19 protein-coding genes are annotated in these 20,972 nt (G+C 53.9%); 1 reads left to right on the top strand and 18 read right to left on the bottom strand.

What is annotated here, in order from left to right; all coding sequences use genetic code 11:
• The first annotated feature begins 485 nt into the window (after positions 1 to 485).
• Positions 486 to 1,460, top strand: a complete 975-nt coding sequence (gene holA / locus NFS35_RS00785; RefSeq protein WP_251205240.1) for a DNA polymerase III subunit delta — start codon at positions 486 to 488, stop codon at positions 1,458 to 1,460.
• Between the two features lie 81 nt (positions 1,461 to 1,541).
• On the opposite strand, the gene NFS35_RS00780 is transcribed toward holA, so the two are convergent.
• The 18 genes from NFS35_RS00780 to NFS35_RS00695 all read right to left on the bottom strand — a co-directional run bounded on the left by NFS35_RS00780 (position 1,542) and on the right by NFS35_RS00695 (position 20,944).
• Positions 1,542 to 2,324 (bottom strand): sugar phosphate isomerase/epimerase family protein, encoded by a 783-nt coding sequence (locus NFS35_RS00780; protein ID WP_251205239.1) that lies wholly within the window; start codon positions 2,322 to 2,324, stop codon positions 1,542 to 1,544.
• Between the two features lie 106 nt (positions 2,325 to 2,430).
• A complete protein-coding gene (locus NFS35_RS00775; RefSeq protein WP_251205238.1) occupies positions 2,431 to 3,510 on the bottom strand; it encodes a Gfo/Idh/MocA family protein in 1,080 nt (359 codons plus the stop codon).
• 145 nt (positions 3,511 to 3,655) lie between these two features.
• Positions 3,656 to 4,420, bottom strand: coding sequence for a sugar phosphate isomerase/epimerase family protein (locus NFS35_RS00770; RefSeq protein ID WP_251205237.1), 765 nt, complete (start codon positions 4,418 to 4,420; stop codon positions 3,656 to 3,658).
• 22 nt (positions 4,421 to 4,442) lie between these two features.
• Positions 4,443 to 5,495, bottom strand: coding sequence for a Gfo/Idh/MocA family protein (locus tag NFS35_RS00765; protein WP_251205236.1), 1,053 nt, complete (start codon positions 5,493 to 5,495; stop codon positions 4,443 to 4,445).
• Between the two features lie 185 nt (positions 5,496 to 5,680).
• A complete protein-coding gene (locus NFS35_RS00760; RefSeq protein ID WP_251205235.1) occupies positions 5,681 to 6,649 on the bottom strand; it encodes a sugar phosphate isomerase/epimerase family protein in 969 nt (322 codons plus the stop codon).
• A 132-nt stretch (positions 6,650 to 6,781) separates the two neighbouring features.
• A complete protein-coding gene (locus NFS35_RS00755; RefSeq protein ID WP_251205234.1) occupies positions 6,782 to 7,606 on the bottom strand; it encodes an AraC family transcriptional regulator in 825 nt (274 codons plus the stop codon).
• Positions 7,607 to 7,746: 140 nt separating this feature from the next.
• Positions 7,747 to 10,173: a ComEC/Rec2 family competence protein gene (locus NFS35_RS00750; protein ID WP_251205233.1), complete on the bottom strand. Its 2,427-nt coding sequence runs from the start codon at positions 10,171 to 10,173 to the stop codon at positions 7,747 to 7,749.
• A gap of 14 nt (positions 10,174 to 10,187) precedes the next feature.
• Positions 10,188 to 10,970: an ABC transporter permease gene (locus tag NFS35_RS00745; protein ID WP_251205232.1), complete on the bottom strand. Its 783-nt coding sequence runs from the start codon at positions 10,968 to 10,970 to the stop codon at positions 10,188 to 10,190.
• A complete protein-coding gene (locus NFS35_RS00740; protein WP_251205231.1) occupies positions 10,960 to 11,838 on the bottom strand; it encodes an ATP-binding cassette domain-containing protein in 879 nt (292 codons plus the stop codon). Before NFS35_RS00740 ends, NFS35_RS00745 begins: the two co-directional genes overlap by 11 nt.
• 121 nt (positions 11,839 to 11,959) lie before the next feature.
• Positions 11,960 to 13,579 (bottom strand): sensor histidine kinase, encoded by a 1,620-nt coding sequence (locus tag NFS35_RS00735; RefSeq protein WP_251205230.1) that lies wholly within the window; start codon positions 13,577 to 13,579, stop codon positions 11,960 to 11,962.
• 14 nt (positions 13,580 to 13,593) lie between these two features.
• Positions 13,594 to 14,295 (bottom strand): response regulator transcription factor, encoded by a 702-nt coding sequence (locus NFS35_RS00730; protein ID WP_251205229.1) that lies wholly within the window; start codon positions 14,293 to 14,295, stop codon positions 13,594 to 13,596.
• 77 nt (positions 14,296 to 14,372) lie between these two features.
• The gene (locus tag NFS35_RS00725) at positions 14,373 to 15,287 is read right to left on the bottom strand and encodes a GerMN domain-containing protein (RefSeq protein WP_251205228.1); all 915 of its coding nucleotides are present in this window, start codon (positions 15,285 to 15,287) and stop codon (positions 14,373 to 14,375) included.
• Between the two features lie 24 nt (positions 15,288 to 15,311).
• Positions 15,312 to 16,814, bottom strand: coding sequence for a sensor histidine kinase (locus NFS35_RS00720; RefSeq protein WP_251205227.1), 1,503 nt, complete (start codon positions 16,812 to 16,814; stop codon positions 15,312 to 15,314).
• A gap of 46 nt (positions 16,815 to 16,860) precedes the next feature.
• Positions 16,861 to 17,559, bottom strand: a complete 699-nt coding sequence (locus NFS35_RS00715) for a response regulator transcription factor (RefSeq protein ID WP_251205226.1) — start codon at positions 17,557 to 17,559, stop codon at positions 16,861 to 16,863.
• 30 nt (positions 17,560 to 17,589) lie between these two features.
• The gene (locus tag NFS35_RS00710; protein WP_251205225.1) at positions 17,590 to 18,204 is read right to left on the bottom strand and encodes a helix-hairpin-helix domain-containing protein; all 615 of its coding nucleotides are present in this window, start codon (positions 18,202 to 18,204) and stop codon (positions 17,590 to 17,592) included.
• A 109-nt stretch (positions 18,205 to 18,313) separates the two neighbouring features.
• Positions 18,314 to 18,958 (bottom strand): YczE/YyaS/YitT family protein, encoded by a 645-nt coding sequence (locus tag NFS35_RS00705; protein WP_251205224.1) that lies wholly within the window; start codon positions 18,956 to 18,958, stop codon positions 18,314 to 18,316.
• Positions 18,959 to 19,012: 54 nt separating this feature from the next.
• The gene (locus tag NFS35_RS00700) at positions 19,013 to 19,444 is read right to left on the bottom strand and encodes a DMT family transporter (RefSeq protein WP_251205223.1); all 432 of its coding nucleotides are present in this window, start codon (positions 19,442 to 19,444) and stop codon (positions 19,013 to 19,015) included.
• Positions 19,445 to 19,546: 102 nt separating this feature from the next.
• Complete coding sequence (locus NFS35_RS00695; RefSeq protein WP_251205222.1) at positions 19,547 to 20,944, bottom strand: sugar ABC transporter substrate-binding protein; 1,398 nt, start codon at positions 20,942 to 20,944, stop codon at positions 19,547 to 19,549.
• Between the last annotated feature and the right edge of the window lie 28 nt (positions 20,945 to 20,972).

Here is a 20,972-nt window from a genome sequence, read left to right as displayed (position 1 = left end):
ACCGGTTCCTGGGATGCGCTTTTGTGGACAGCGCCTTTCCCGGACGGCACCGTAATCATAATCTGGAACTCCTTGTCCCCGTTCATCAAATCGCCCAGAATCCTGTATATCTTCTCGTTGTCCTTTGTAGCTGTGATATTCAGCTGTTCCATATCTTACCTCCTCGCGAAAATTCGTGGACTTTTTTTGTTCTCGCGTTACAAATTGTCTAAATTCGTCCTTTCCCATTATAAAAGAGAATCCTTTGTTACAGCAACCGATATCCACCGCGATAACCCCAAAAACCACTGAAATGAATACAAAATAAAAGTAAATTCTACCGCATTTTCCAAAAAGATGTGTAAAAAACTATAATTTTTGATATTTCCAGAATTGTTTTGAAATTCTGATAAAATACGACTCCTGCAATTTATGCTTGACAGCAGGGCAGGCGAGAGGGCACAATAAGTATCATAGGAAATCGCATCAGAAGGGAATGCCGGGACATGAGACAGATCAACGAAGATATCAGACAACAGAATTTCAGGCAGTTCTATCTCCTCTATGGGGAGGAGCGGTATCTGCGCAGACAATACCGGGAAAAACTCCAAAGGGCCCTCTGCCAGGAGGGGGACACGATGAATACCCATTTTTTTGAGGGAAAAGACATTTCTGTGGGGGAAATCATCGATTTGGCGGAGACTATGCCATTCTTTGCTGACAGACGTGTCATTTTTATCACTGACAGCGGCCTGTTCAAATCCGGCGGTGAAAAAATGGCGGAATATATGTCGAATCCCAGTGAGAGCACTTATTTCATCTTCACGGAAAACGAAGTGGACAAGCGCAGCAAGCTGTACAAGGCCCTGAAGGCAAAGGGTTACGCGGCAGAATTCGCCGAGCAGGACGAGAATACTTTAAAGCGCTGGGCGGCAGGCATTCTGGGGAGGGAAAACCTGAAGATTACGGAAAATACAGTGCAGCTGTTCCTGTCGAAGACCGGCACGGACATGGAGAATATCCAGATGGAGCTGGAGAAACTGATCTGCTACTGCATGGGGCGGGACGTGGTCACGGCTGAGGATGTGGAAACGGTCTGTACCGTCCGCGTCAGCAACCACATTTTCGACATGATTAACGCCATCGCCGCCAGGCAGCAGAAACAGGCCCTGGAGCTGTACTATGACCTGCTTGCCCTGAAAGAGCCGCCCATGCGCATTCTGTTCCTGATAGCCAGGCAGTGCAATATGCTGCTCCAGGTAAAGGAATTGAGCGCAAAGGGATTCGACAACCGCACCATTGCCTCCAAAATAGGGGTTCCGCCCTTTGTGGCAGGAAAGTATGCCGGGCAGGCGGCGAAGTTTAAGACCGCAGCCCTGCGGGATGCCGTGGAAAAGTGCGTGGAGGCCGAGGAGGCCGTCAAGACCGGGCGCATGAACGATAAGATGAGCGTGGAGATTCTCATATTGTCTGTGCTGTAATGAGACATAATCGCCACAAAAAGGGCCGCCGCATATTGCGATGGCCCTTTTTCATACATTCTTTTATACAGATGCCCTGTCTCAGTCCTTGAGCATCAGATTGCGGAAGTACTGAACCGTGAAGTCGATTCCCTTTTCTCCCAGCTCGCCTCTCCAGTTGGCAGAGTGAGGCTCGATGCTTAAGCCCTTGTCGTATCCCTTGGCATACAGAATGGCCAGGAACGCGCCCCAGTTGGTCTGGTCCAGACCTGCGGGGGGATCATCGTAGCGCTCGCCGCCGATCACCAGGGAGCCCTTCAGATGCACATGAAGAAATCTGTCGCCCCAGTCCCTGGTCTCCTGCAGATAGTCTCCTCCTGCATAGATGCAGTGAGAGGGATCGTATTTGATATACAGGTCTTTCAAGTACCCCATGATCACGGTATAGGCCATAGGGTCGCAGACGAAGTTGTTCCATCTGCAGTTATAGACCGCTATCTTTACGCCCTTTTCCGCACCGTAGGCAATCAGCTTCTCAAAATAGGCGATTGCCAGGCCGCAGTTCTCATAGTAGGACAATTCTTCCACCTGGTTGCAGCCGGTGATGTACACTCCGCATTCCAGCTGTGCTGCGGCATCAATCAGCTTATATTCCAGTTCCAGTTCCTCTTTACGGATGCCGTCCTTGCAGATGCGGTCGCTCCCCCATCTGCCCACAGCCCCGATAGGTATCTGGTACTCCAGGCTCCTCCCCCGGATGACTTCCACATTGTCCAGGAATTCCTGGGCCCTGTCATTCACATCCAGTTCGATGAACGCCATGCCGCGCTCTTTTGCGCTCTGGAAATCTTTCTCTTCAAACCATGCGATTCTTCCAAGCTTCATTGCTCCATATCCTTTCCCGAATGCCACCGCCTGCCCCGCCGGACGGGGGCAGACAGCAGCCGTTTCACTACAGACCTATAGTCCCTGTCCGCAAATTATTCAGTCATTATTCAAAAAATACAGGCTTCCCGCTCTTGCCGGATTCGTAGATGGCCTCCAGAATCTGGGTCACTACCATGGCCTGTCTGGGCTCTACGGTCAAAGGCTCGCCGTTTACGATGGCATTGTAGAACACCCTCTGCTCTATGTCTTCAGGCGCTTCTGACTTTCCGTCAAAGAACGCCGCGCCGCCGGCTGCCAACTCGGGCTTCTCCACACACTGCTTGCCATAGTTCACGCGGTTGATCCGCAGGCCGTCCAGCATGTCGGCTCCCGCCTTGGTGCCGCACAGGGAAGTCTTGGCCTCGTTGACGTCCAGGCTGTTCAGCGCCCAGGAGGACTCCAGCACGATAGTAGCACCGTTCTTCATCTTGATGAAGCCGAAAGCGGAATCCTCTACGGTATAGATTTCCGGATCCCAGTCGCCCCAGGCATTGCCGGTATCCCCTTTCTGGTCCGCAAGCTTCCGGTATACAGAGCCTGCCACCATCTCAGGCTCATAGTTGTCCATCATCCACAGGGTCAGATCCAGCGCATGGGTTCCGATGTCGATCAACGGACCGCCGCCCTGCTTCTCCTCATCCAGGAACACGCCCCAGGTGGGAACGGCTCTCCTGCGGATGGCATGAGCCTTGGCGTAATAAATCTCTCCCAAATCTCCGTTCACACAGGCTCTCTTCAGATAGGCGGAATCCCCGCGGTAACGGCTCTGGTAGCCGATGGTCAGGACCTTGCCGGTGCGCTCGGCGGTCTCCACCATCTTCTTGGCCTCGGCGTAGGTCTTCGCCATGGGCTTCTCGCACATGACGTTCTTGCCGGCCTCCATGGCGGCGATGCTCACGGGCGCATGGACGCTGTTGGGAGTCAGTACATAGACGGCCTCGATGTCCTCTTTCAGCAGGTCATTGTAATCGGTATAGACCTTTGACTCCTCTGTGCCGTACTCTTCCTTGGCCTTCTGGGCCCTCTCCTCAATCAGGTCACAGAACGCGACGAACTCGAAGTTCCCGTTCCTCTTCATTGCGGGGAGATGCTTTCCGTTGGCGATTCCTCCGCAGCCTACGATTCCTACTCTTAATTTCCTCATTTTAAGCCTCCTTGTTTATGCTCCGCACCTGCATCGCCCGGCTGTGTCCGGACAGGCAGGCGTTGTGTTTTACTTGGGCCGTCTGGTGACGCTCCGCTATGTCCTACTGTCGCTCTCCCCGGCCTCTCGGGCGCAGAGAAGCGCTTCAGGCCAGGATTCCTTTCAGATACTGTGCGCTTTTTGCCATATTTTCCATCGGTTCTCCGTATGGATGGTCATCCTGCTCCACTACCAGCCATTTCGTGCCGCATTCCCCGGCTTTCTTCACGATGGCGGCATTGTCCTGCTCGCCTCCGCCCAGGGCCACCTGCTCCACTTCCCCATTGTTTCGGATGAAGTCCTTCATGTGGACCACGGGGCAGCGTCCCTTATATTTCTCCAGATAGGCCACCGGGTCTACTCCGCCCACATTCACCCAGCAGGTATCCTGCTCTGTCTGCAGCCATTTAGCCTCCACGGCGCCGAACAGTTCGTCCAGGAAACAGGTGCCCTTATCCGTCTTCTTGAATTCAAAGTCATGATTGTGGTACATCAATATGATTCCATGCTCCGCGCAGCAGTCCGCCAGCTTCCTGATGAACTGGCAGGTATCCTCGAACTTCGCTCCGCCGTAATGGCAGTCCATGGACATTCCGGGGATTCCGATGTAGCTGCAGCCTATGGTCTGGTAGGCTTTTACCGTCCCCTCCATATCCTCCATGAACGGCTCCAGTCCCACATGGGCGCTGACAGCTTCCAGTCCCAGCTGCTTTAAGCAGTCGCGGACTGTCTCCGGGCTCAATCCATACAATCCTGCCAGTTCCACGCCCTCATAGCCGCATTCTCTCAGCGCTTTCATGGTTCCGGCAAAATCTTTCTCTGCCTCGTCACGCACGGAATATACCTGTGCGGCAATTCCCATTTTTCCCATATGATTCAGCCACCTTTCTTTTTTATATAGCCTCTTTTATGATTTCTCCTGTCTCCGCCGATTTATGAATCGCTTCCATCAGCTTCATGACGCGCATCACCTCGGGCAGGCGAATCAGGCTTTCCTCCCTGCCCTCCATTACGGCCATCACGTTGAAATAGAAATCCCTCACATCGCTCTTGACTTTGGGGAGTTCTTCCGTGAAGATGCTGTCGTCTCTTCTGGGAGCCATGGTCTTGGTCAGGCCGGCTGCGGTAATCACAGGCGCCACGTCCTTTTCATCTACGCCGGACGCACGCACGATTTTCCCGTTCAGGGACCAGTCTTCAATGACTGCCGTTCCGTCCGCTCCCATCACATACCATCTGGGCAGGGAGATGAAATTGCTGGTGCCTACCTCCACCAGAGCGGTCACGCCGTTCTCAAAGGTAATCTCCGTGTAGAAGCCATCGTCCACCAGCTGATTGGTCACATGGGTCTCCACTCCGTAGACGCTTTTTACAGGCACATCGGCAAATATCTGCAGCAGCTGATCCAACAGATGGACGCCCCAGTCCAAAATCATTCCGCCGCCATGCTCCTTTTCCTGCCTCCAGTCTCCGGGAATGCCTCTGGAGCCGTGCACTCTGGACTCTATGCGGAACAGTTCTCCCAGTTTCCCCTCCTCCAGGATTTTCTTTACCGTCAGGAAATCTTCGTCCCAGCGTCTGTTCTGATGGACTGTCAGGAACCGCCCGGTCCGTTCGGAGGCGTCAATCATCTCCTGCAGATCCGCGGAATTCAAGGTGATGGGCTTCTCGCTGATCACATTCTTGCCTGCCTCCATGGCGGCGATAGCCACGGGCTTATGTACGTCATTAGGCGTAGCGATCAGCACCAAATCCGTCTCCGGATCCGCCAAAAGATCCTCCAGACTGCTGTACACATGGAGCCCTTTCTCCCCAGCGGCATAGACTCTCCTTTCTTCCTTGATGTCCCAGATGCCGGCAATCTCCAGCCCCTCAATGGTCTGAATCTCATCATAATGCCAGCCTGCCATTCCTCCAAAACCGACAATGGCCATCTTATGCTTCATTTCTATACCTCCTCGCCCGCAGGCATGATTCTCCTGCCCGCTTTGGGCTTACTTTCGCATTCCAAGGTGCAAGTTCGAACAGATACCCCTGCGCAACCCGAGCAGGATTCGCTTGGGCATTCTCCCGCGTACAGCTTAGAAGTTCTTGGGCGGCATACTTTGACGCCCTGGAACTTCTTTGCGCGCTAGGCCCAGTACATGGCCCCTCTGTCTTCGTATATCAATACATTCTTCAGGAAACTGATTGCTTTCTCCAGGCCCTCCCTGCCGGACATCAGGCCGTCCTCATGCTCTATGCTGATGGCATAGTCATAGCCCACCATGCGCAGCTGGGAAATGATGTCTCTCCAGTAATCCTCGCCGTTTCCATAGCCCACCGTGCGGAAAATCCAGGACCTCTCCAGCTCTTCCCCGTAATGGGTAGTATCCAGCACGCCGTTGACAGCGGTGTTCCTGGCGTCCACGCGAGTATCCTTGGCATGGAAATGGAAGATAGCTCCCTCCTTGCCAAGCTCCCTGATAGAAGCACAGGGATCCATGCCCTGCCAGATCAGATGACTGGGATCGAAATTCGCGCCGATCTGGGGCCCTACTTCCCTGCGGATGCGCAGCATGGTCTTGGTATTGTAGACGCAGAAACCCGGATGCAGCTCAAAAGCAATTTTCACGCCATGGGCCTGGGCGAAAGCCGCTTTCTTTTTCCAGTAGGGAATCAGCACTTCATTCCACTGATACTCCAGAATCTCGCTGAAGTCGTCCGGCCAGGGGCAGGTCACCCAGTTGGGAGTCTTGTCATCCTTGCTTCCTCCGGGGCAGCCCGAGAAAGTGTTCACCACCGGCACATGCAGCTTCTCCGCAAGCAGGATGGCGTTGTCGAAATCCTGCTCGAACTTTTCCGCTATGGCGGGATTGGGATGAATCATGTTCCCATGGCTGCTCAGGGCGCTGATTTCCAGATGGTACTTATCCAGCGTTTCCATAAGGGCCTCTCTCTTGCTCTGGTCTGCCAGAAAAGCCGCCCCGTCGCAGTGAGCCTTGCCGGGGAAACCGCCGCATCCGATTTCCACCATCTGCACGCCTCTCTCTGCCAGGAACTTGCATGCCTCGTCAAAGGGCAAATCTCCCAGCGCAACCGTCAATGTACCTAATTTCATGATATCTCCTCCGTTTCTTTTATACAAATTCACCTATTGTACTGATTATAAAAAAAGACAGCAGAAGAAGATAGATTCTTTCTGCTGTTTATACATACGATTCTGCTATTTATTTTCAAAATTGACCAAAACCTATTTCTTCAGGATTTCCGACGGCGTACAGCCGTAATACCGTCTGAACTGCCTCCCGAAATGATTATAATCCGTAAATCCCACGCTGTCCGCGATTTCCACCACGGTGCCCTCTTTTCTCTTGAGCAGGTTCATGGCTTTCTTCATGCGAACCTCGTTCATGTACTGAAGCGGCGGCATTCCCATGCTTTCCTTGAACAGATGGTTGAACCTGTCCTCGCTGAGATGAATGATGTCGGCCAACTCCCTGTTGCTGATCTGCTTGGTATAATTCATCTGGATATAATCCAGCACTGTATTCAGCCGCTCCAAACGTCTCTTTCTGCTATCGCTCTCCCGCTCCGTGAGCACCTCTGCCGCGTATTCCCGGGCCAGATGGACGATTAAGTGCAGCAGTTCTCCCTTGCAGATCAGGCGGTAGCCGATTTTCTGCTCCCTGTATTCTTTCTGGATGGCGGACATGATGGCATCTATCGCCTCGTCCTGTTCCACCAGAGACTGAAAAATGACATTCTTGTCAGCCAGCTCCTTATAAAAATCGCTCATGTCAAATATGATTACCAATACCCTCATATGGGTTCCGTCACAGTATCCCGCATGGAGCTCGTTGCTGTTGACGATGACCAGATTTCCCTCCCTGGCAAGAAACTCCCTCTGCCCCAGCCGTAGCGTAGTCTTCCCCTCCAGCACATAGTGGAGCTCGATATGCTCATGCCAGTGCTGGGTGAAATACCAGGTCTTCTTGCTCACATCGTTGACGAACATCTGGACCGGAAACTCGGAATCACTGATAATCTTCTGTTCATATAATTCTAGCGACTGCATATCCTTCCCCTCATATCAATATAAGGCATCATGTCCCCCACCGGTTGCCCGGGGCTTTAGTGATATTATATTACAAATGCGCGGATTATGCAAATCTTTCTTTGCGCCGCCCGCCGAAATACCTGCCGAAAACACTCCTTTCAGCGCGGCGGTTCTGCGCAAAAAACAGACACTCTGATTCCGCTCCGGCCGAAGCTGACGGTAATCGCGCCGGAATGTGCTGTCTGGGCAATGACGGTGCCACTTTCCTCCAGACGCTCCAAAAGCTCTGCATGGGGATGGCCGTAGCGATTGTCCCTGCCGCTGGAAATCACAGTGAGCATGGGAGAGAGACGTTCCAGCATTTCTTCCGGCGTGGAATTCCTGGAACCGTGATGCGCAGCTTTCAGCACCGTGATGTCTCTGATATCCCGCGATTCCAGCTCCTCCTGCAGGGCGTCCTCCCCCTCGTTCTGCACGTCCCCTGTCAGAAGCATGGTCCAGCTCTGCCCTTTTCTTTCCGCGAACTCCACATAGAAACATTCCGAGCATGCGTTGATGTCCTCAGTGCCAATGCTTTCATCGGGATGGAGACAGGTAAAGTCCGCGCTGCCGCAGCGAAAGCTGTCCCCGGCTTTCAGATAGCCTACAGAGACAGGTTTTTCCCGGGAGGCCTCCCCGGCTGCCGCAATCAGCTCTCCCAGATGCTCCTGCCTGGCCTCCTTCCTGATAGCGGGGAGCAGCAGCTGGCCTACGGTAATATTGTTCTCCCCTCCCATCTCAAACAGTTCCACCGCACCGTTTACATGGTCCGCGTCCGGGTGGGAGAGGAATACGGCATCGATATAACGTATTCCGTTATACTTTAAACAGGGAATCAGCAGATATTTTCCCACGCTGCTCCGGCTGCTGCTGCCGCAGTCGAAAATATAATTCTGGCCGGAGGCGGTCTGCACCAGGATGCAGTCCCCCTGTCCGACATCCAGAAATGTGACTCTGTTTACCGCGGGCGGACGGAGCGCGAAGAGCAGGACCGCAGCCGTCAGGATACATACTTCCGCGAGAATGCCCGCAGCCCGTCCTTTCATCCTCCCGCGCAATCCCCCTGTCCTGTCACCCGCAGGGGCTTCCGGCGCCGCAATGCCTTTCTGTACTTCTGCCATTTTCAGCAATTCCGCCCTCTCTGGCAGGCCTGCGTCTCTCCGCCTCTCTCCGTCCTCCGGGAACGCCGCGTCCCTCTTCCTTTTTCCCCGGTTTCCCGCCATGACCACCCCTGCCAGCAGCAGATAGTACGCCACAATCTGCCAGATTGCCGGACAGCCCGGATTCCATGTGCGGAAAGGCAGCTTGTCGAAACAGCCGCACAGAATTTCATAGGATTTCAGGATAAAATAATCCACGCCGCCCAATATTCCCAGCCCCGGCACCAGCATGGCCAGGAGCCCTGTTATCATCATGGGTTTCATCAGAGGTAAGACGAACAGATTCAAAAAAACAGAATAGACCGGAATCTCATAATAGAACCAGAGCTGGATGGGAAGGGTCATCAAAGTGATGGACAGACTGGCTATGACGGATTGGAACAGCGATTTGAACAGGCCGGGCTTTCCCCGGGGCAGTTCCGGCGACAGGGCCGGACACACCACGCCAATCCCAAGCACTGAGCCAAAGGAGAGCAGGAAGCCGCTGCTTCTCAGATACCAGGGATTCCTGATCACCATCACCGCTGCCATCACCCCCAGCGCCGTCAGCATATCATAAGTCCTGCCTGCAATCTCTCCAAGCATTCTGATCAGGTACATCCCGATAGCCCGGCAGGCGGACACACTGAATCCTGTCATGCCGCCATATAGAAGCAGCAGGACACTGCCCCCGACAGCAGCCGGACAGACCGACAGGCCCATTTTCCGCAGCAGCTTGTATACACTCATACCGATGATAGTGATGTGCAGCGACGAAATGCTCAGGATATGCAGGATGCCGTTCCTCTTATACAAATCTTTCAGCTCACTGTCCAGGTCCTTTTTATCTCCCAGAAGCAGCGCGCTCATCACAGCCGCCTCTTTCTCCGGGAAGATGCTATACAGCCGCTCTTTCAATATGCATTTCAGCTCATACAGGCCGTTCCGTACAGGCCAGGAATCCTCCCCACAGGCATTTACCTCCGCTTTCCGCAGTCTCCCGCCGATTTCCAGCGTCCGATAATACACTGCCGAATCGAATTCCCCCGGGTTCGTGGCAGAAGAACAGGGATAGAAAATGCCCTGTACCGCCACAGTCCTCCCCAAAGGAAAATCCCCCGGATTCTCTACCTCGCATATGAAATTTTCCGAACATGGAAGCCCCTGCCGCAAATCCGCGGCCGAATGCCCTAAGGCATGAGATTTCAAAATGACAACAGATTTCAGATAAATAGATGTCTCGTCCTTTTGGTATACCTGTCCCGCAATCAGCAGCTCTTCCGCCGTATTCAGCTCTGCCGTGCTCCGAAAGCCCGGCGGCGGATTTGAGGCGCCTCCGGCTCCCAGCCGGAGGGCCGCCACGATTACCAGGAACAGGGCCGCCAGGAACAATGGCCTTTTCCTCATACAGATCCCCCCACTTAATGCAGTTTCCTCTCTCTGCGCTTCATGGTAAAGAACATCAGAATCCCCGCTGCCGCCCCCATCAGCAGATAGGACTGCAGCATGGGCACGAAATTATAATTCTCCCCTTTCCACACAGTATAAAAATCCCGGTTGATATATGTGACCGGCAGGAGCTTTGCCACCAGCTGCACCGCCGGGGGCAGATTCTCATAGCTGATTCCCATCATGCCTCCCAGTATCATCATCGCGAAATACAGCAGCATGGTCACGCAGTAGGTCAGCGAAAATTTCCGCAGCAGCGATGAAATCCCATAGGCGAAGCAGAACAGAAATACGCTGAAGCCCAAAATACAGACCGCATACAGCAGAGCCCCCGACAGTTCAGGCGCCTCCAGGTCCACCGCCGCATACCCCACCGCAAAATAAATCAGAAAGGCAAGAAACATGAAGATGGCTTCCGCCAGAATGCGGTTACAGATAGTGACGCCGGGCTTGATGCCGAACAGCTCCATGCGCTGGGGAATGCCCTTCTCCAGTTCCTGGGCATTGGATACGCCGTAGCCCATGAAGATGGTAGCCATGGGAATCAATGCGCCGATTCCCAGAAAAACAGTTGTATTGACACCGGAGCGTATTGCAGCATCCGCGATTTCGCCTACTACGGCCCGGGTGATGATAATCATCATCAGCACCGGCATGCCCACGCCGAAAATATGCACATAGGGATTTCCAATCGTCTTGCGGAACTCAAATGCCAGCATCTGGCGGGATACGGTTTTCCGTTCATTATTTTCCATCAGTCTGCCCTCCTTTCGCAGCCTTTGCATTGGTATAGAGTATTTCGATATCATTGTTACTGCGCTTGTAATTCACATCATTTCTCTGCAATAGCTCCGTGACCGCCTTTTCCGTTCCCTCGCTCTCGCAGGACACGGCAATCAAATGGGCCGGAGCGGACAGTTTCCGAAAACCGGACAGCAGCTCTTCGTTCCTCTCGGAATGGCTTACCACGATGACTGCCCTGCCGCAGTACTTCCGGAACAGTTCATCTTTGCTGCCGTAATCGATGACCTGCCCTTTGTCCAGTATAAGCAGCTTTTCGGCCAGCTGGTCCAGCTCCTCATAGTAGTGGGACACCACCACAAGACTCTCCTTTTTTCCCCGGTACCATTCCACCAGTTTCTCCACCAGCTTCTGCCTGGTCTCAAAATCCAGCCCCGATGTGACCTCATCGTAAAAGGTCAGAGCCGCCTCCTGCATCATGACCATGATGATAGTGAACCGCTGCTTCTGCCCGCCGGAAAGCTTCGCGTACTTTTTCCGCAGGCAGTCCCCGAACTCAAAAAAGGCAATCAGCTCCTGCAGCTTTTTGTCCCGGGCGATTTTGGTCCCCAGAACCGCCTCCATGATATACCGGACCGGCATGGCGTCCGTATATTCATTGAACTGCATGTGCACCGCCATCTGCTCCGGCCTAAGGCCCGTCCGAATCGCGCCCTCATAGGGCACAAGCCCCAGGATGCTTTTTATCAGCGTGGTCTTCCCCGCGCCGTTGGAACCTATCACCCCCACCCGGTCCCCTTCCTCAATGTCTATGGGCGAGCTGACGGACAGGGCCGTATCCGCTCCATAGCGCACTGTGAGATTTTGAATGGATAACAACATATGAATCATCTCCTTTGCCTTATTCCCCTTTGGGACATTTCCACTGAATTCCCCGTAACTTCAGCGGCTATAATCAGCTTAGCAAATCCGGATGAATTTCAAATGAAGAATAGATGAAACTTTATGATTTCTGATATTCTGGCAGAAAAGTCAGTTCCGCCGCCACACTGTCCTCCCCATTTCGCACTTCCAGGAGGATGCCCAGCTTTTTCGCGTAATAAGAGGCGATGTACAGACCCAGACCATGGCTGCGCATCCCGGAGGAATCCGCCTGGTGGCTGCCGCTGACGAAAGGTTCCAGGATATGGGGCGCAAGCTCTTCGGGAATGGTCACGCCAAAGTTCTCAATCAGAATCCTCCGCCCACAGCCCCCCGCTTCTAAATACGCGATTCGGATATGTCCTCCCTCAGGCGTATACCGCACCGCATTGGACAGCAGATTGTCCAGTATCTGGGAGATTATCATCTCATCCGTCTTTGCCGCAAACACCATATTTTCCGGCACATCCACCGCAATCCCTTTATCCGCCAGAGCCACCTGACAGGACCGCAGCCTTTCCTCCAGCAGCTTTCCCACATCTGTCTGCCGGATTCGCATATCCTCCGCGCAATGGTTCAGATACAGGATATCCTCCACCATCTTGCGCATGGAAAGAAGCTGTTCCTTTACCCTGGGAAGATAGACTTTCGTGTCCTTATATCTGCCGATTTCGTTCAGCATGCCGTCCACCAGCAGAAGCGCCGCCGCAATCGGGGTCTTCAGCTGATGGGAGGAAGCCCTCAGGAAGATTTCCTGCCGCCTGTTCTCCTCTGCCAGCTCCCTGTTCTTTTCTTCCAGCTGACAGTAGCCTTCTTTGATCTGCTGATACAGATCATCCAGGGTATCTGCCAGCTCCTGTATCTCGTCCCCTGTATCCGGCCGCTTTTCGGAAAGCCGCTTCACGGAGAAATTCCTGTCGTATTTCATCTCTTCCGTATGCCGCACCAGCTCCATGACAGGGCTTACGATGCCTTTAGAATACAGGCGGGAAGACAGCAGCACCAGCAGAAATATAACCGCGCCCAGCATAGGGAGGCTCTGCAGCACAACAGGTCGGATTTCGTCCACATCAGGAGCCACCACCGGCAGGACGGACATGATCATACGTTCTTCCGTCTTCTCAAAGGCGATGTAATTGGTGTATCGGTTGCTGGCATCCTCCACGCTCAACTCGGTGATGAACAGATTGTCAGAATAGGTGTGAATTTTGACAGATTCATTGTAGAACTCTTCTTCCATGTCCTGGAGATAACGGAAATTCAGGCTCACCGGCAGGGAACTGTCCTCCTGCACAACCTCTTCAAGGATATCGCCGAACCGGCCCATCTCCTCCCGTAAATCCCCGTCCTCCTCTGCATCCGCCAAAAATAGCAGCTCCCGGCATCTGTCCAGAATCTGGTTCATGCGCTCATCATGAAAGGTGATCTCCGCCGAAAACGCCTTCCCCGTAACCAGGACATAGTCCTCCTCCAGGGGAATTTCCAGAGAAATGCAGGCCGTGGAATTCCTCACGCTGACCCCCTCATATGAGCCCTGCTCCACATAGGCCTCATGCTGCCTGCGGATGGATTTCAGATTCTCTTCCATCACGTAATCCACGTAGAGGGAGGGCAGCATATAGATAAAATACCCTACCAGAAATATCAGCATGATCCCCGCCAGGGCCATACTGTAGAATAAATTCTTTCGTCCCAGACGCATGAAAATCTCCTGTCTCAGCCGCCGCCCGGGGCAGGCTGCTGCGCGTTTCTGTCGAATTGATATCCCACGCCGATCACCGTCCTGATGCAGGGGATGGGGAGCTTTTTGCGCAGATTCTTCACATGGGCATCGATGATTCTGTCATTTCCGATGTAATCCTCGTTAAAGATACTTAAGATAAGCTGCTCTCTGGTAAAGACCCTGTCAGGATGTCCCATCAGCGTGTGCAGCAGCAGATACTCGCTGAGTGTCAGAGGCAGTTTCTCCCCCTGATAGAAAGCGCAGTATGCCTCCTCTTTCAGCACAAGGCCCTCTTTCCTGGCCTGTTCTCCCCCGCCGCCCCCGGTGCGGCGCAGAATGGTCTCCATCCTCTTCAGCAGAATGATGGGGGAGACCGGCTTGATGACATAATCGTCCGCATACAGATTAAAGGCTCTCACCTGGGTCTGTTCATCCTCCAGCGCCGTCAGCATGATTACCGCCGTGTCTTTCCCGCTGTTCCTGACAGACTGCAGCACCTCAAAGCCGTCCGCCCCCGGCACGCAGATATCCAGCACCGCTATGTGGAAATCCTGTTCCCGCAGAAGCGCCATCGCCTTGTCGCCCCGCTCTGCCCCGGTCACCCGGTATCCGGACATTGTCATATATTCTGTCAGGACTTCCCGGATAGTGGGCTCATCCTCCAGAAATAAGACCCTGTACGCTGTCTCTTTCATTTTAAGCATCCCTCCGGGTGTTATTATAACACTTTGATGTGAATTTCATATGAAGATTGTAAAGACAGAGGCAAAAATTAATTCTCCAGAGTCGTCACGATGTCCAGATTCCTCTCATAGGCGGCGGAAGACAGCGCCGACGGCACCTCCCCGTTGATCAGAATCTGCACTTTATTGATATTGCTCAGTTCCGCCAGGGAATTGACGATAGAATAGACAGATACATCCGTAGATACGTTATTCACCACATTCAGAAAATTCTCGTCCAGATTCACATAGCAGACGCCGTCCTTGGTCATTACATTGACGATTTTCGTATTTGGATTGATGGACGGATACAGCCCCTCTATCTGGCCGCTGGGACCTGCGATCAGCTCCTCCACCACGAAGCGCTCCATGGGCGTATTGGTGGAATAATGTTTTTCCCGGTAAGCGGCTATCAGATCCGTACCGCTCTCCCCGGCAAAGTACAGCTTTACCCTTGCCAGCTCATAGGTATTGATTTCATTGCCGTCATTGTCGATGAACTGATCCGCGTTCATCCAGCTAATCACATTGCCGTTCCTGTCGCTTAGCTGGTTCCCCTCCACGGTTATCATCACCAGATTCACGTTCTCCAGCTGAGTCAGGGTGCGCACCACCGCAGCCCGCACCAGGACCTCCGTCATCACCGGCAGTTCATTATAGGCGGCGTCCACGTCAATCGCCAGATTGCCCTCCTCCAGCTTTGTGCCCAGCACCCGGAATCCCATATCCAGAGGCGCCTTATACTCCAGCTTCTCCGGGCTGGTGGACAGGCATTCCATCAGCTCCTGCAGTTCATCCTCTGCCGTAAGCGCTTCCATTTCATGGGCATGCATCTCCACCTTGGTCTCGGAGTTGCTCACATAATAGACCTGGTACAGATTTTCCGCCTCCGTGCCATCCTGACCACAGGAGACGATTGCCAGCATACATATACATGCCAGCAGGATTCCATATATTTTCTTCATAATGCCACTCCTCAATCCTGCGACTCATACTCTTTCCGCTGCCAGAACCGCATTGCCGACCGTGTGAATCAGAGGAACCTTTACCGTAAAGCTGGTCCCCTCCCCCTCCACGCTGGCCACAGTGATGCTCCCCCTGTGCATCAGGACAGAGCTCTTTGTGATGGCAAGTCCCAGCCCCGTTCCTCCGATTTCCCTGGAATGGGATTTGTCCACCCGGTAGAACCTCTCATAGATATGCGCCAGGGAATCTTCCGGGATTCCCAGCCCGGAATCGCTGACCTTGAAGATAAAATACTGGTGGTCCGCGTCCAGTTCCACTTTCACCCAGCCATGCTCCTTGTTATACTTGATGGCGTTCTCCACCAGATTAGTCATGACTAATGTCATTTTCACTTCGTCTACCTCGGCCACCACAGGGCGGATGCTCTCAAAGACCACTTCCACATCCTTTTTTCTGGCGATGGGGCGGAGGCGTTTTAAAATCAGCTCCACCAGTTCGTTCATGTTCAGCGAGACGATGTTCAGCTCCTGGGCTTTCTTATCCATTTTGACCAGCGCAAGGAGATCCGTGATGATCTGGTTCTCTCTGTCTATCTCTGAAGCGATGTCCTCCAGAAATTCCCGGTACAGCTCCGCCGGGGCGTCTCCCTGGGCCAGCAGAGAATCCGCCAGCACCTTGATGGCAGCCATGGGGGTCTTGAGCTCATGGGACACGTTCTCCACGAATTCCTGTCTGGAATTGTCCAGCGTCCTCATCCGTTTCAGCAACTGATTGAACGCGTCCACGATATGGTCCGTCTCCGCGTAGCCCTGCACGAAAATGCTCTCATCCCTGTAACCGGCTTTCACCTCATTGATGGCCTCCGTCACCCTGTTAAAGGGTCTCGTCATCACCACCGACAGCACGATTGCCATGGCCACGATGACCACGATCATCAGGCTCTCCAGAATCAGCGCATTGCGCCCCAGCACCTCCAGGTTGGCCGCGATGGATTCATTGGATATGCTGGTCAGCATGACCGCGATGATCTCCCCGGTATCGCTGCCGGCATCCGTAATGAATGTGGTCATCTCTATGTAGCCGTGTTCGCTGTCGTAATTATTGGTGATCTGCCCCTGAAAGCACTTGATGACCTCCTCGGAGATGATAGTCTTCCCCTCGCTGATGCCATAGGTGTCTTTCAGCACTTTCAGCCCGGGGTCGATGATCATGACCCGGCCCTCATACAGATTCGATATCATTTCCAGCTCCGCATCGATTACTTCCCTGGACACGCTGCTGGTATAGCCCTCGGGCTTTGTATTGAAATAATTGTTGCTGATCAGGTGATTTCCCACAATCATCAGCTGATTCTGAACGGTAGAAATACGCTGCTGTACCGAACGCTCCTCATAGCTTCCCAGGATTCCGTAGCGCATGATGACGCTGGGCACAAGCCCGGCCACCAACACCACCAGGAACATGCGTGTCTGTAAGCTGCGCATGGAAAGAAATGCTTTCAGCTCTCTGAATATTTTTGCTATCATTTTCCCTACTCCGGCTTTTACCCAGTCAAGTTACGCGCATCCCTGCTCAGTTCCTAAAGTAGTAACCGACTCCCCATTTCGTATATACATACTGGGGCTCGCTGGGATTGGGCTCTATCTTTTCCCTGAGCCTCCTGACGTGCACGTCCACGGTGCGCACATCCCCCGGGTAATCCGCGCCCCACACCAGATGCAGAAGATTTTCGCGGCTGTACACCTTGTCCGGGTTGGTCATCAGAAGCTCCAGCAGCTCAAACTCCTTGGCCGTAAGCCCGATTTCCTTTCCGGCGATGAAAGCCCTCCTGCCCTCGCAGTCCAGACGCACTTCCCCATGCTCCACTACCTTTGCCGGAGACGCCTCCCCCATGATGCGCTTGGGCTCTATGCGGCGCATGATCGCCTTGATGCGCGCCTTTACCTCCAGGATGTTGAAAGGTTTGGTGATATAGTCGTCGGCGCCGTATTCCAGCCCCAGTATCTTGTCCATGTCCTCGCCCTTTGCCGTAAGCATCACGATGGGCACATTGGAGAACTCGCGAATCTGCTGGCAGACCTCAAAGCCGGTGAGCTTCGGCAGCATCACGTCCAGCAGGATGATGTCATACTGGTTATTATGCGCGTATTCCAGGGCTTCCTCCCCGTCGTATGCGCAGTCCACCTGCATATCATCCTGCTCCAAGCTGAAACGGATTCCCTTTACGATCAGCTTCTCGTCGTCTACCACCAAAGCCCTCTTCTTTGCCATGTCAACCCCCTGCTATCCACCATCTTCTAATCATTTAACCGTTATCTTGTCACGTATTTTCTCGTATGCCGCTGTCTTGATGCCGGATACTTTCATGATATCCTCACAGCTCTCGAACCTGCCGTTGGCCTCTCTGTAGGCTATGATATCCCGGGCCCTGCTCTCCCCGATTCCCGGCAGGGTGCACAGCGCCGCCTCATCCGCGGTATTGATATTTATCAGCCCCGCTGCCGCATCGGCCTGCGTCTGGCCTTCCTCCGGCGCTTCGTCCGCTGTGGGAAAGTACAGCTTCTGCCCGTCGGACACCCAGTCCGCCAGATTCACGGCCTCCTGCCCGGCATCCGCCCCGAAGCCCCCTGCGGCTTTCAGCGCATCCTCCACCCGGCTGCCCTGGGGAATCTCCACCACGCCGGGATTTACAACTGCGCCGCACACATAGACACGGATTGTCGTATCCTGCCGGGCGGCCTCCGGCTGTTTTGTGCCCTCAGAGGCCTCTGCCGCCCCCGCTTCCGCGGAATCCGCCGTCTCCGTACCATCCGCTTCTCCGATGAGTATTTCGGCCCCCTTATCGCCGCAGCCACAACACAGCAACAGACATGCCGTTATCAGGCACGCGATTTTGAATATACTTTTTTTCATCATAGTCCCTTTCTCTCTGAAAAAGGGATTGCCTCTCTATGCTGACTGATTTTATTGTACTGGAAAGGCAGCTTTTTATCAAGTGCCTTTCAGAAATCTTCACAAAAAATAATCAGCGTATGAATCTCTCCAGCCTCTTCCCGACCCAGGCTATCACCGGCCCGATGAAGAACGCGGCGACTATGGTGACAGGCCCCACATCACCTCCGAGGACCGCTCCGATGGCCATGACGCAGATGTCCCAAATCATCCTTACCATCCGAAAGGACAGTTTATGTACATGGTCCGCGATGATGAAAGGAACTCCGTCATAAGGTGATGTCCCCAGTCCGGCGGCCATATAGGTGGCGGCTCCCGCGATGAACACGATCAGCACAGGAATCAGGAACCCCAGCCGCATGGGCAGTCCCGCGAAGAAACCCTCCGGCAGGACGCTGTCCCATACCCAGCCGAAGAAATCCGCGATATAGCCCATGCAGACCATATTCCCTATGGTCCCGAAGCCGATCTTGCTCAGGTCATACCGTATCACGAACCCGAACAGGATAAGCTGACACAGCAGCTGCGCCGTTCCGAAGCTGATCGGCACATGGTTGACCACGCCCTGGGTAAGGCTGGTGCAGGGATCCGTGCCCAGATTCAGCCTGATCAGAAGCGACAGCCCGAATCCCTGCACGGTGACTCCCAGAATCATCATGATGAACCGGTTCCTGAATTTAGGAGGTCTTGCAAAACATTTCTTTTCCGTTTTTTCCATTTTACTTTCCCACTCTTAATCTCTGTCCCGGCCCGAAGCCGGGAATCAATGTTTTCACTTCCACTTAAAGATGATGATGCCCGCTACAGCCAGTCCCATCCCGATTGCCTTGCGCCACTCCCAGGGCTGCTTCTCCACCCCGAAAAGCCCGCAGAGCTCGATTGCGTAGGCCACCGCCAGCTGCGCCACCACTATCAGCATGACCGCCCTGGCAGGCCCCAGCATATCCATGCTCCTGATGACGGTGTAGGTGATGAATGCTCCGATTGCGCCGCCCAGCAGCATGTACTTGGGCTCTGCCTGAAATACCTGCAGCAGATTGCTCCTGTCCGTACAGACCCAGGCTCCCAGACAGACCAACAGTGCCGTCAGCTGCACGAAGGCGCTGGCTGACCAGATGCTGGAGGACTTGGTCACCTGAGTGTTGAACACGCCCTGTACACTCATCAGCGCTCCGGAAATCAATGCAATAAAAATTCCAATCATAGGTTCCACCTTTCTTTACACATCTTATGAACAAAAGTGTCTCCCATGATTGGAAAAATATGCGCACTATCGGTTATGCATATATCAATTTCCTGTCTCCCGTCAACGCGAAGCATCGATCTGCAGCTGAATCTGGCCGGCCAGCTCCTGTACCAGAGCCGTCACGTCAGCCCCGTTCCACGCCTTTGAGAACAGGCTCTCCAGCTGTACCCAGAAATTTCCTGTCTCCATCATCTTCGGCAGCGGTATGCTGTCCGCGTAAGCCAGCTTGAAAATCTGCAGCGCTCCGTTCTCCTCGTTCACCCCAAGCTTCGCAGGCACCTTGCCCGTCCTGTCGTACAGGGACTGGGCGCATTCGCCCACCAGGTAGGCCGCGAAACGGTTGGCCAGCTCCTCGTGCGCGGAATAGCTGTTCACCGCCACGGCAGTGGTGACCGACATGGTGCGGCTTAGCAGTTCGGGACTTATCCGGGGCAGGGGAGCGATGCCGTAGTCAAAGGCAATCTCCCCGCTCGCTTTCGCCTCGGCCAGCCGCGCCGCAGCATCTGTGGTGGCTATGGTGAATACCAGCCTGCCCTGGCAGAAGTCATCCATTACAGATTCATAGTCCACCTTGTCCGGCTCTATGAAAAAGAACTGGTTCAGGGCCTTATAGACCTCCAGGCACTGTATCGTCTCAGGATTGTTGATATTGACCAGCGAGGCGTCATCCCCCGCGTCCCCGCCCACAATCATATAATTCCCCACAATCCAGTAATTGTAGAAGATATCCGACACATCCCATCTCATGACGTCCACGCCCTGTGGCACATCGAAAGTATCCGCGATGTGCAGGATGTCGTCTATGGTACCGGGAACCGCGTTCCGGAAATAATTTTCCGTATTCTGCGCCAGCAGCGCCTCATCCACTTCGATTCCCGATGAATCCTCACTCGGATTCTCCTCTTCCTCGCCGGCCTCCAGAAGCTCCTTTGTAGCAATCTGGGAGGCCCATTCATGAAGATACGTCTCGTTGTAGACCAGAGCGCTGGTCTCAAAGCAGAGCGGATACGCCACCCGCATCCCCTGATAGGATACCGCCGACAGAGCCGCCTGAGGGAAATTGGACTCGGTGCAGATTCCCTCTATGTCCTGAATCTGCGTGGCCAGTCCCGCCAGATATGCTTTCTCCAGAGAATCGTGGCTAATCAGGTAAGCGTCCGGCACCTGGCTGGAGCCGGCGCTGGCCCTGCTGACTGCCTCCAGATACTCGCTCTCGGAAGTCAGCACGGGAATGACCCTCACTCCCTCCCTCTCACCGAAAGACACGGATGCACTATTGACGAAATTCGTCATCCCGTCATCGGAATACCAGAAATAAATAGTCTCTTTATCGTCCCCCCATGTGAGAGGGCTGCCCGTCTCCTCCGCGTCGCCCGCAGCAAAGGTACTTCCATATAAAACGGCAGCAGCCATGACCAGCACAGCCGCCGCTGCAGTCAATCTCTTTTTCAGATACATACCAAACTCCTATATCGCTGCCGCCGCG

This window comes from Acetatifactor aquisgranensis, from assembly GCF_943193215.1.
GTDB classification, from domain to species: Bacteria; Bacillota; Clostridia; order Lachnospirales; family Lachnospiraceae; genus Acetatifactor; species Acetatifactor aquisgranensis.
This window is presented reverse-complemented; position numbering and strand designations above follow the sequence as displayed.

Coding starts and splice junctions, on each gene's coding strand:
- holA (WP_251205240.1), top strand. CDS start 486: ATGAGACAGATCAACGAAGATATCAGACAACAGAATTTCAGGCAGTTC.
- NFS35_RS00780 (WP_251205239.1), bottom strand. CDS start 2,324: ATGAAGCTTGGAAGAATCGCATGGTTTGAAGAGAAAGATTTCCAGAGC.
- NFS35_RS00775 (WP_251205238.1), bottom strand. CDS start 3,510: ATGAGGAAATTAAGAGTAGGAATCGTAGGCTGCGGAGGAATCGCCAAC.
- NFS35_RS00770 (WP_251205237.1), bottom strand. CDS start 4,420: ATGGGAAAAATGGGAATTGCCGCACAGGTATATTCCGTGCGTGACGAG.
- NFS35_RS00765 (WP_251205236.1), bottom strand. CDS start 5,495: ATGAAGCATAAGATGGCCATTGTCGGTTTTGGAGGAATGGCAGGCTGG.
- NFS35_RS00760 (WP_251205235.1), bottom strand. CDS start 6,649: ATGAAATTAGGTACATTGACGGTTGCGCTGGGAGATTTGCCCTTTGAC.
- NFS35_RS00755 (WP_251205234.1), bottom strand. CDS start 7,606: ATGCAGTCGCTAGAATTATATGAACAGAAGATTATCAGTGATTCCGAG.
- NFS35_RS00750 (WP_251205233.1), bottom strand. CDS start 10,173: ATGAGGAAAAGGCCATTGTTCCTGGCGGCCCTGTTCCTGGTAATCGTG.
- NFS35_RS00745 (WP_251205232.1), bottom strand. CDS start 10,970: ATGGAAAATAATGAACGGAAAACCGTATCCCGCCAGATGCTGGCATTT.
- NFS35_RS00740 (WP_251205231.1), bottom strand. CDS start 11,838: ATGTTGTTATCCATTCAAAATCTCACAGTGCGCTATGGAGCGGATACG.
- NFS35_RS00735 (WP_251205230.1), bottom strand. CDS start 13,579: ATGCGTCTGGGACGAAAGAATTTATTCTACAGTATGGCCCTGGCGGGG.
- NFS35_RS00730 (WP_251205229.1), bottom strand. CDS start 14,295: ATGAAAGAGACAGCGTACAGGGTCTTATTTCTGGAGGATGAGCCCACT.
- NFS35_RS00725 (WP_251205228.1), bottom strand. CDS start 15,287: ATGAAGAAAATATATGGAATCCTGCTGGCATGTATATGTATGCTGGCA.
- NFS35_RS00720 (WP_251205227.1), bottom strand. CDS start 16,814: ATGATAGCAAAAATATTCAGAGAGCTGAAAGCATTTCTTTCCATGCGC.
- NFS35_RS00715 (WP_251205226.1), bottom strand. CDS start 17,559: ATGGCAAAGAAGAGGGCTTTGGTGGTAGACGACGAGAAGCTGATCGTA.
- NFS35_RS00710 (WP_251205225.1), bottom strand. CDS start 18,204: ATGATGAAAAAAAGTATATTCAAAATCGCGTGCCTGATAACGGCATGT.
- NFS35_RS00705 (WP_251205224.1), bottom strand. CDS start 18,958: ATGGAAAAAACGGAAAAGAAATGTTTTGCAAGACCTCCTAAATTCAGG.
- NFS35_RS00700 (WP_251205223.1), bottom strand. CDS start 19,444: ATGATTGGAATTTTTATTGCATTGATTTCCGGAGCGCTGATGAGTGTA.
- NFS35_RS00695 (WP_251205222.1), bottom strand. CDS start 20,944: ATGTATCTGAAAAAGAGATTGACTGCAGCGGCGGCTGTGCTGGTCATG.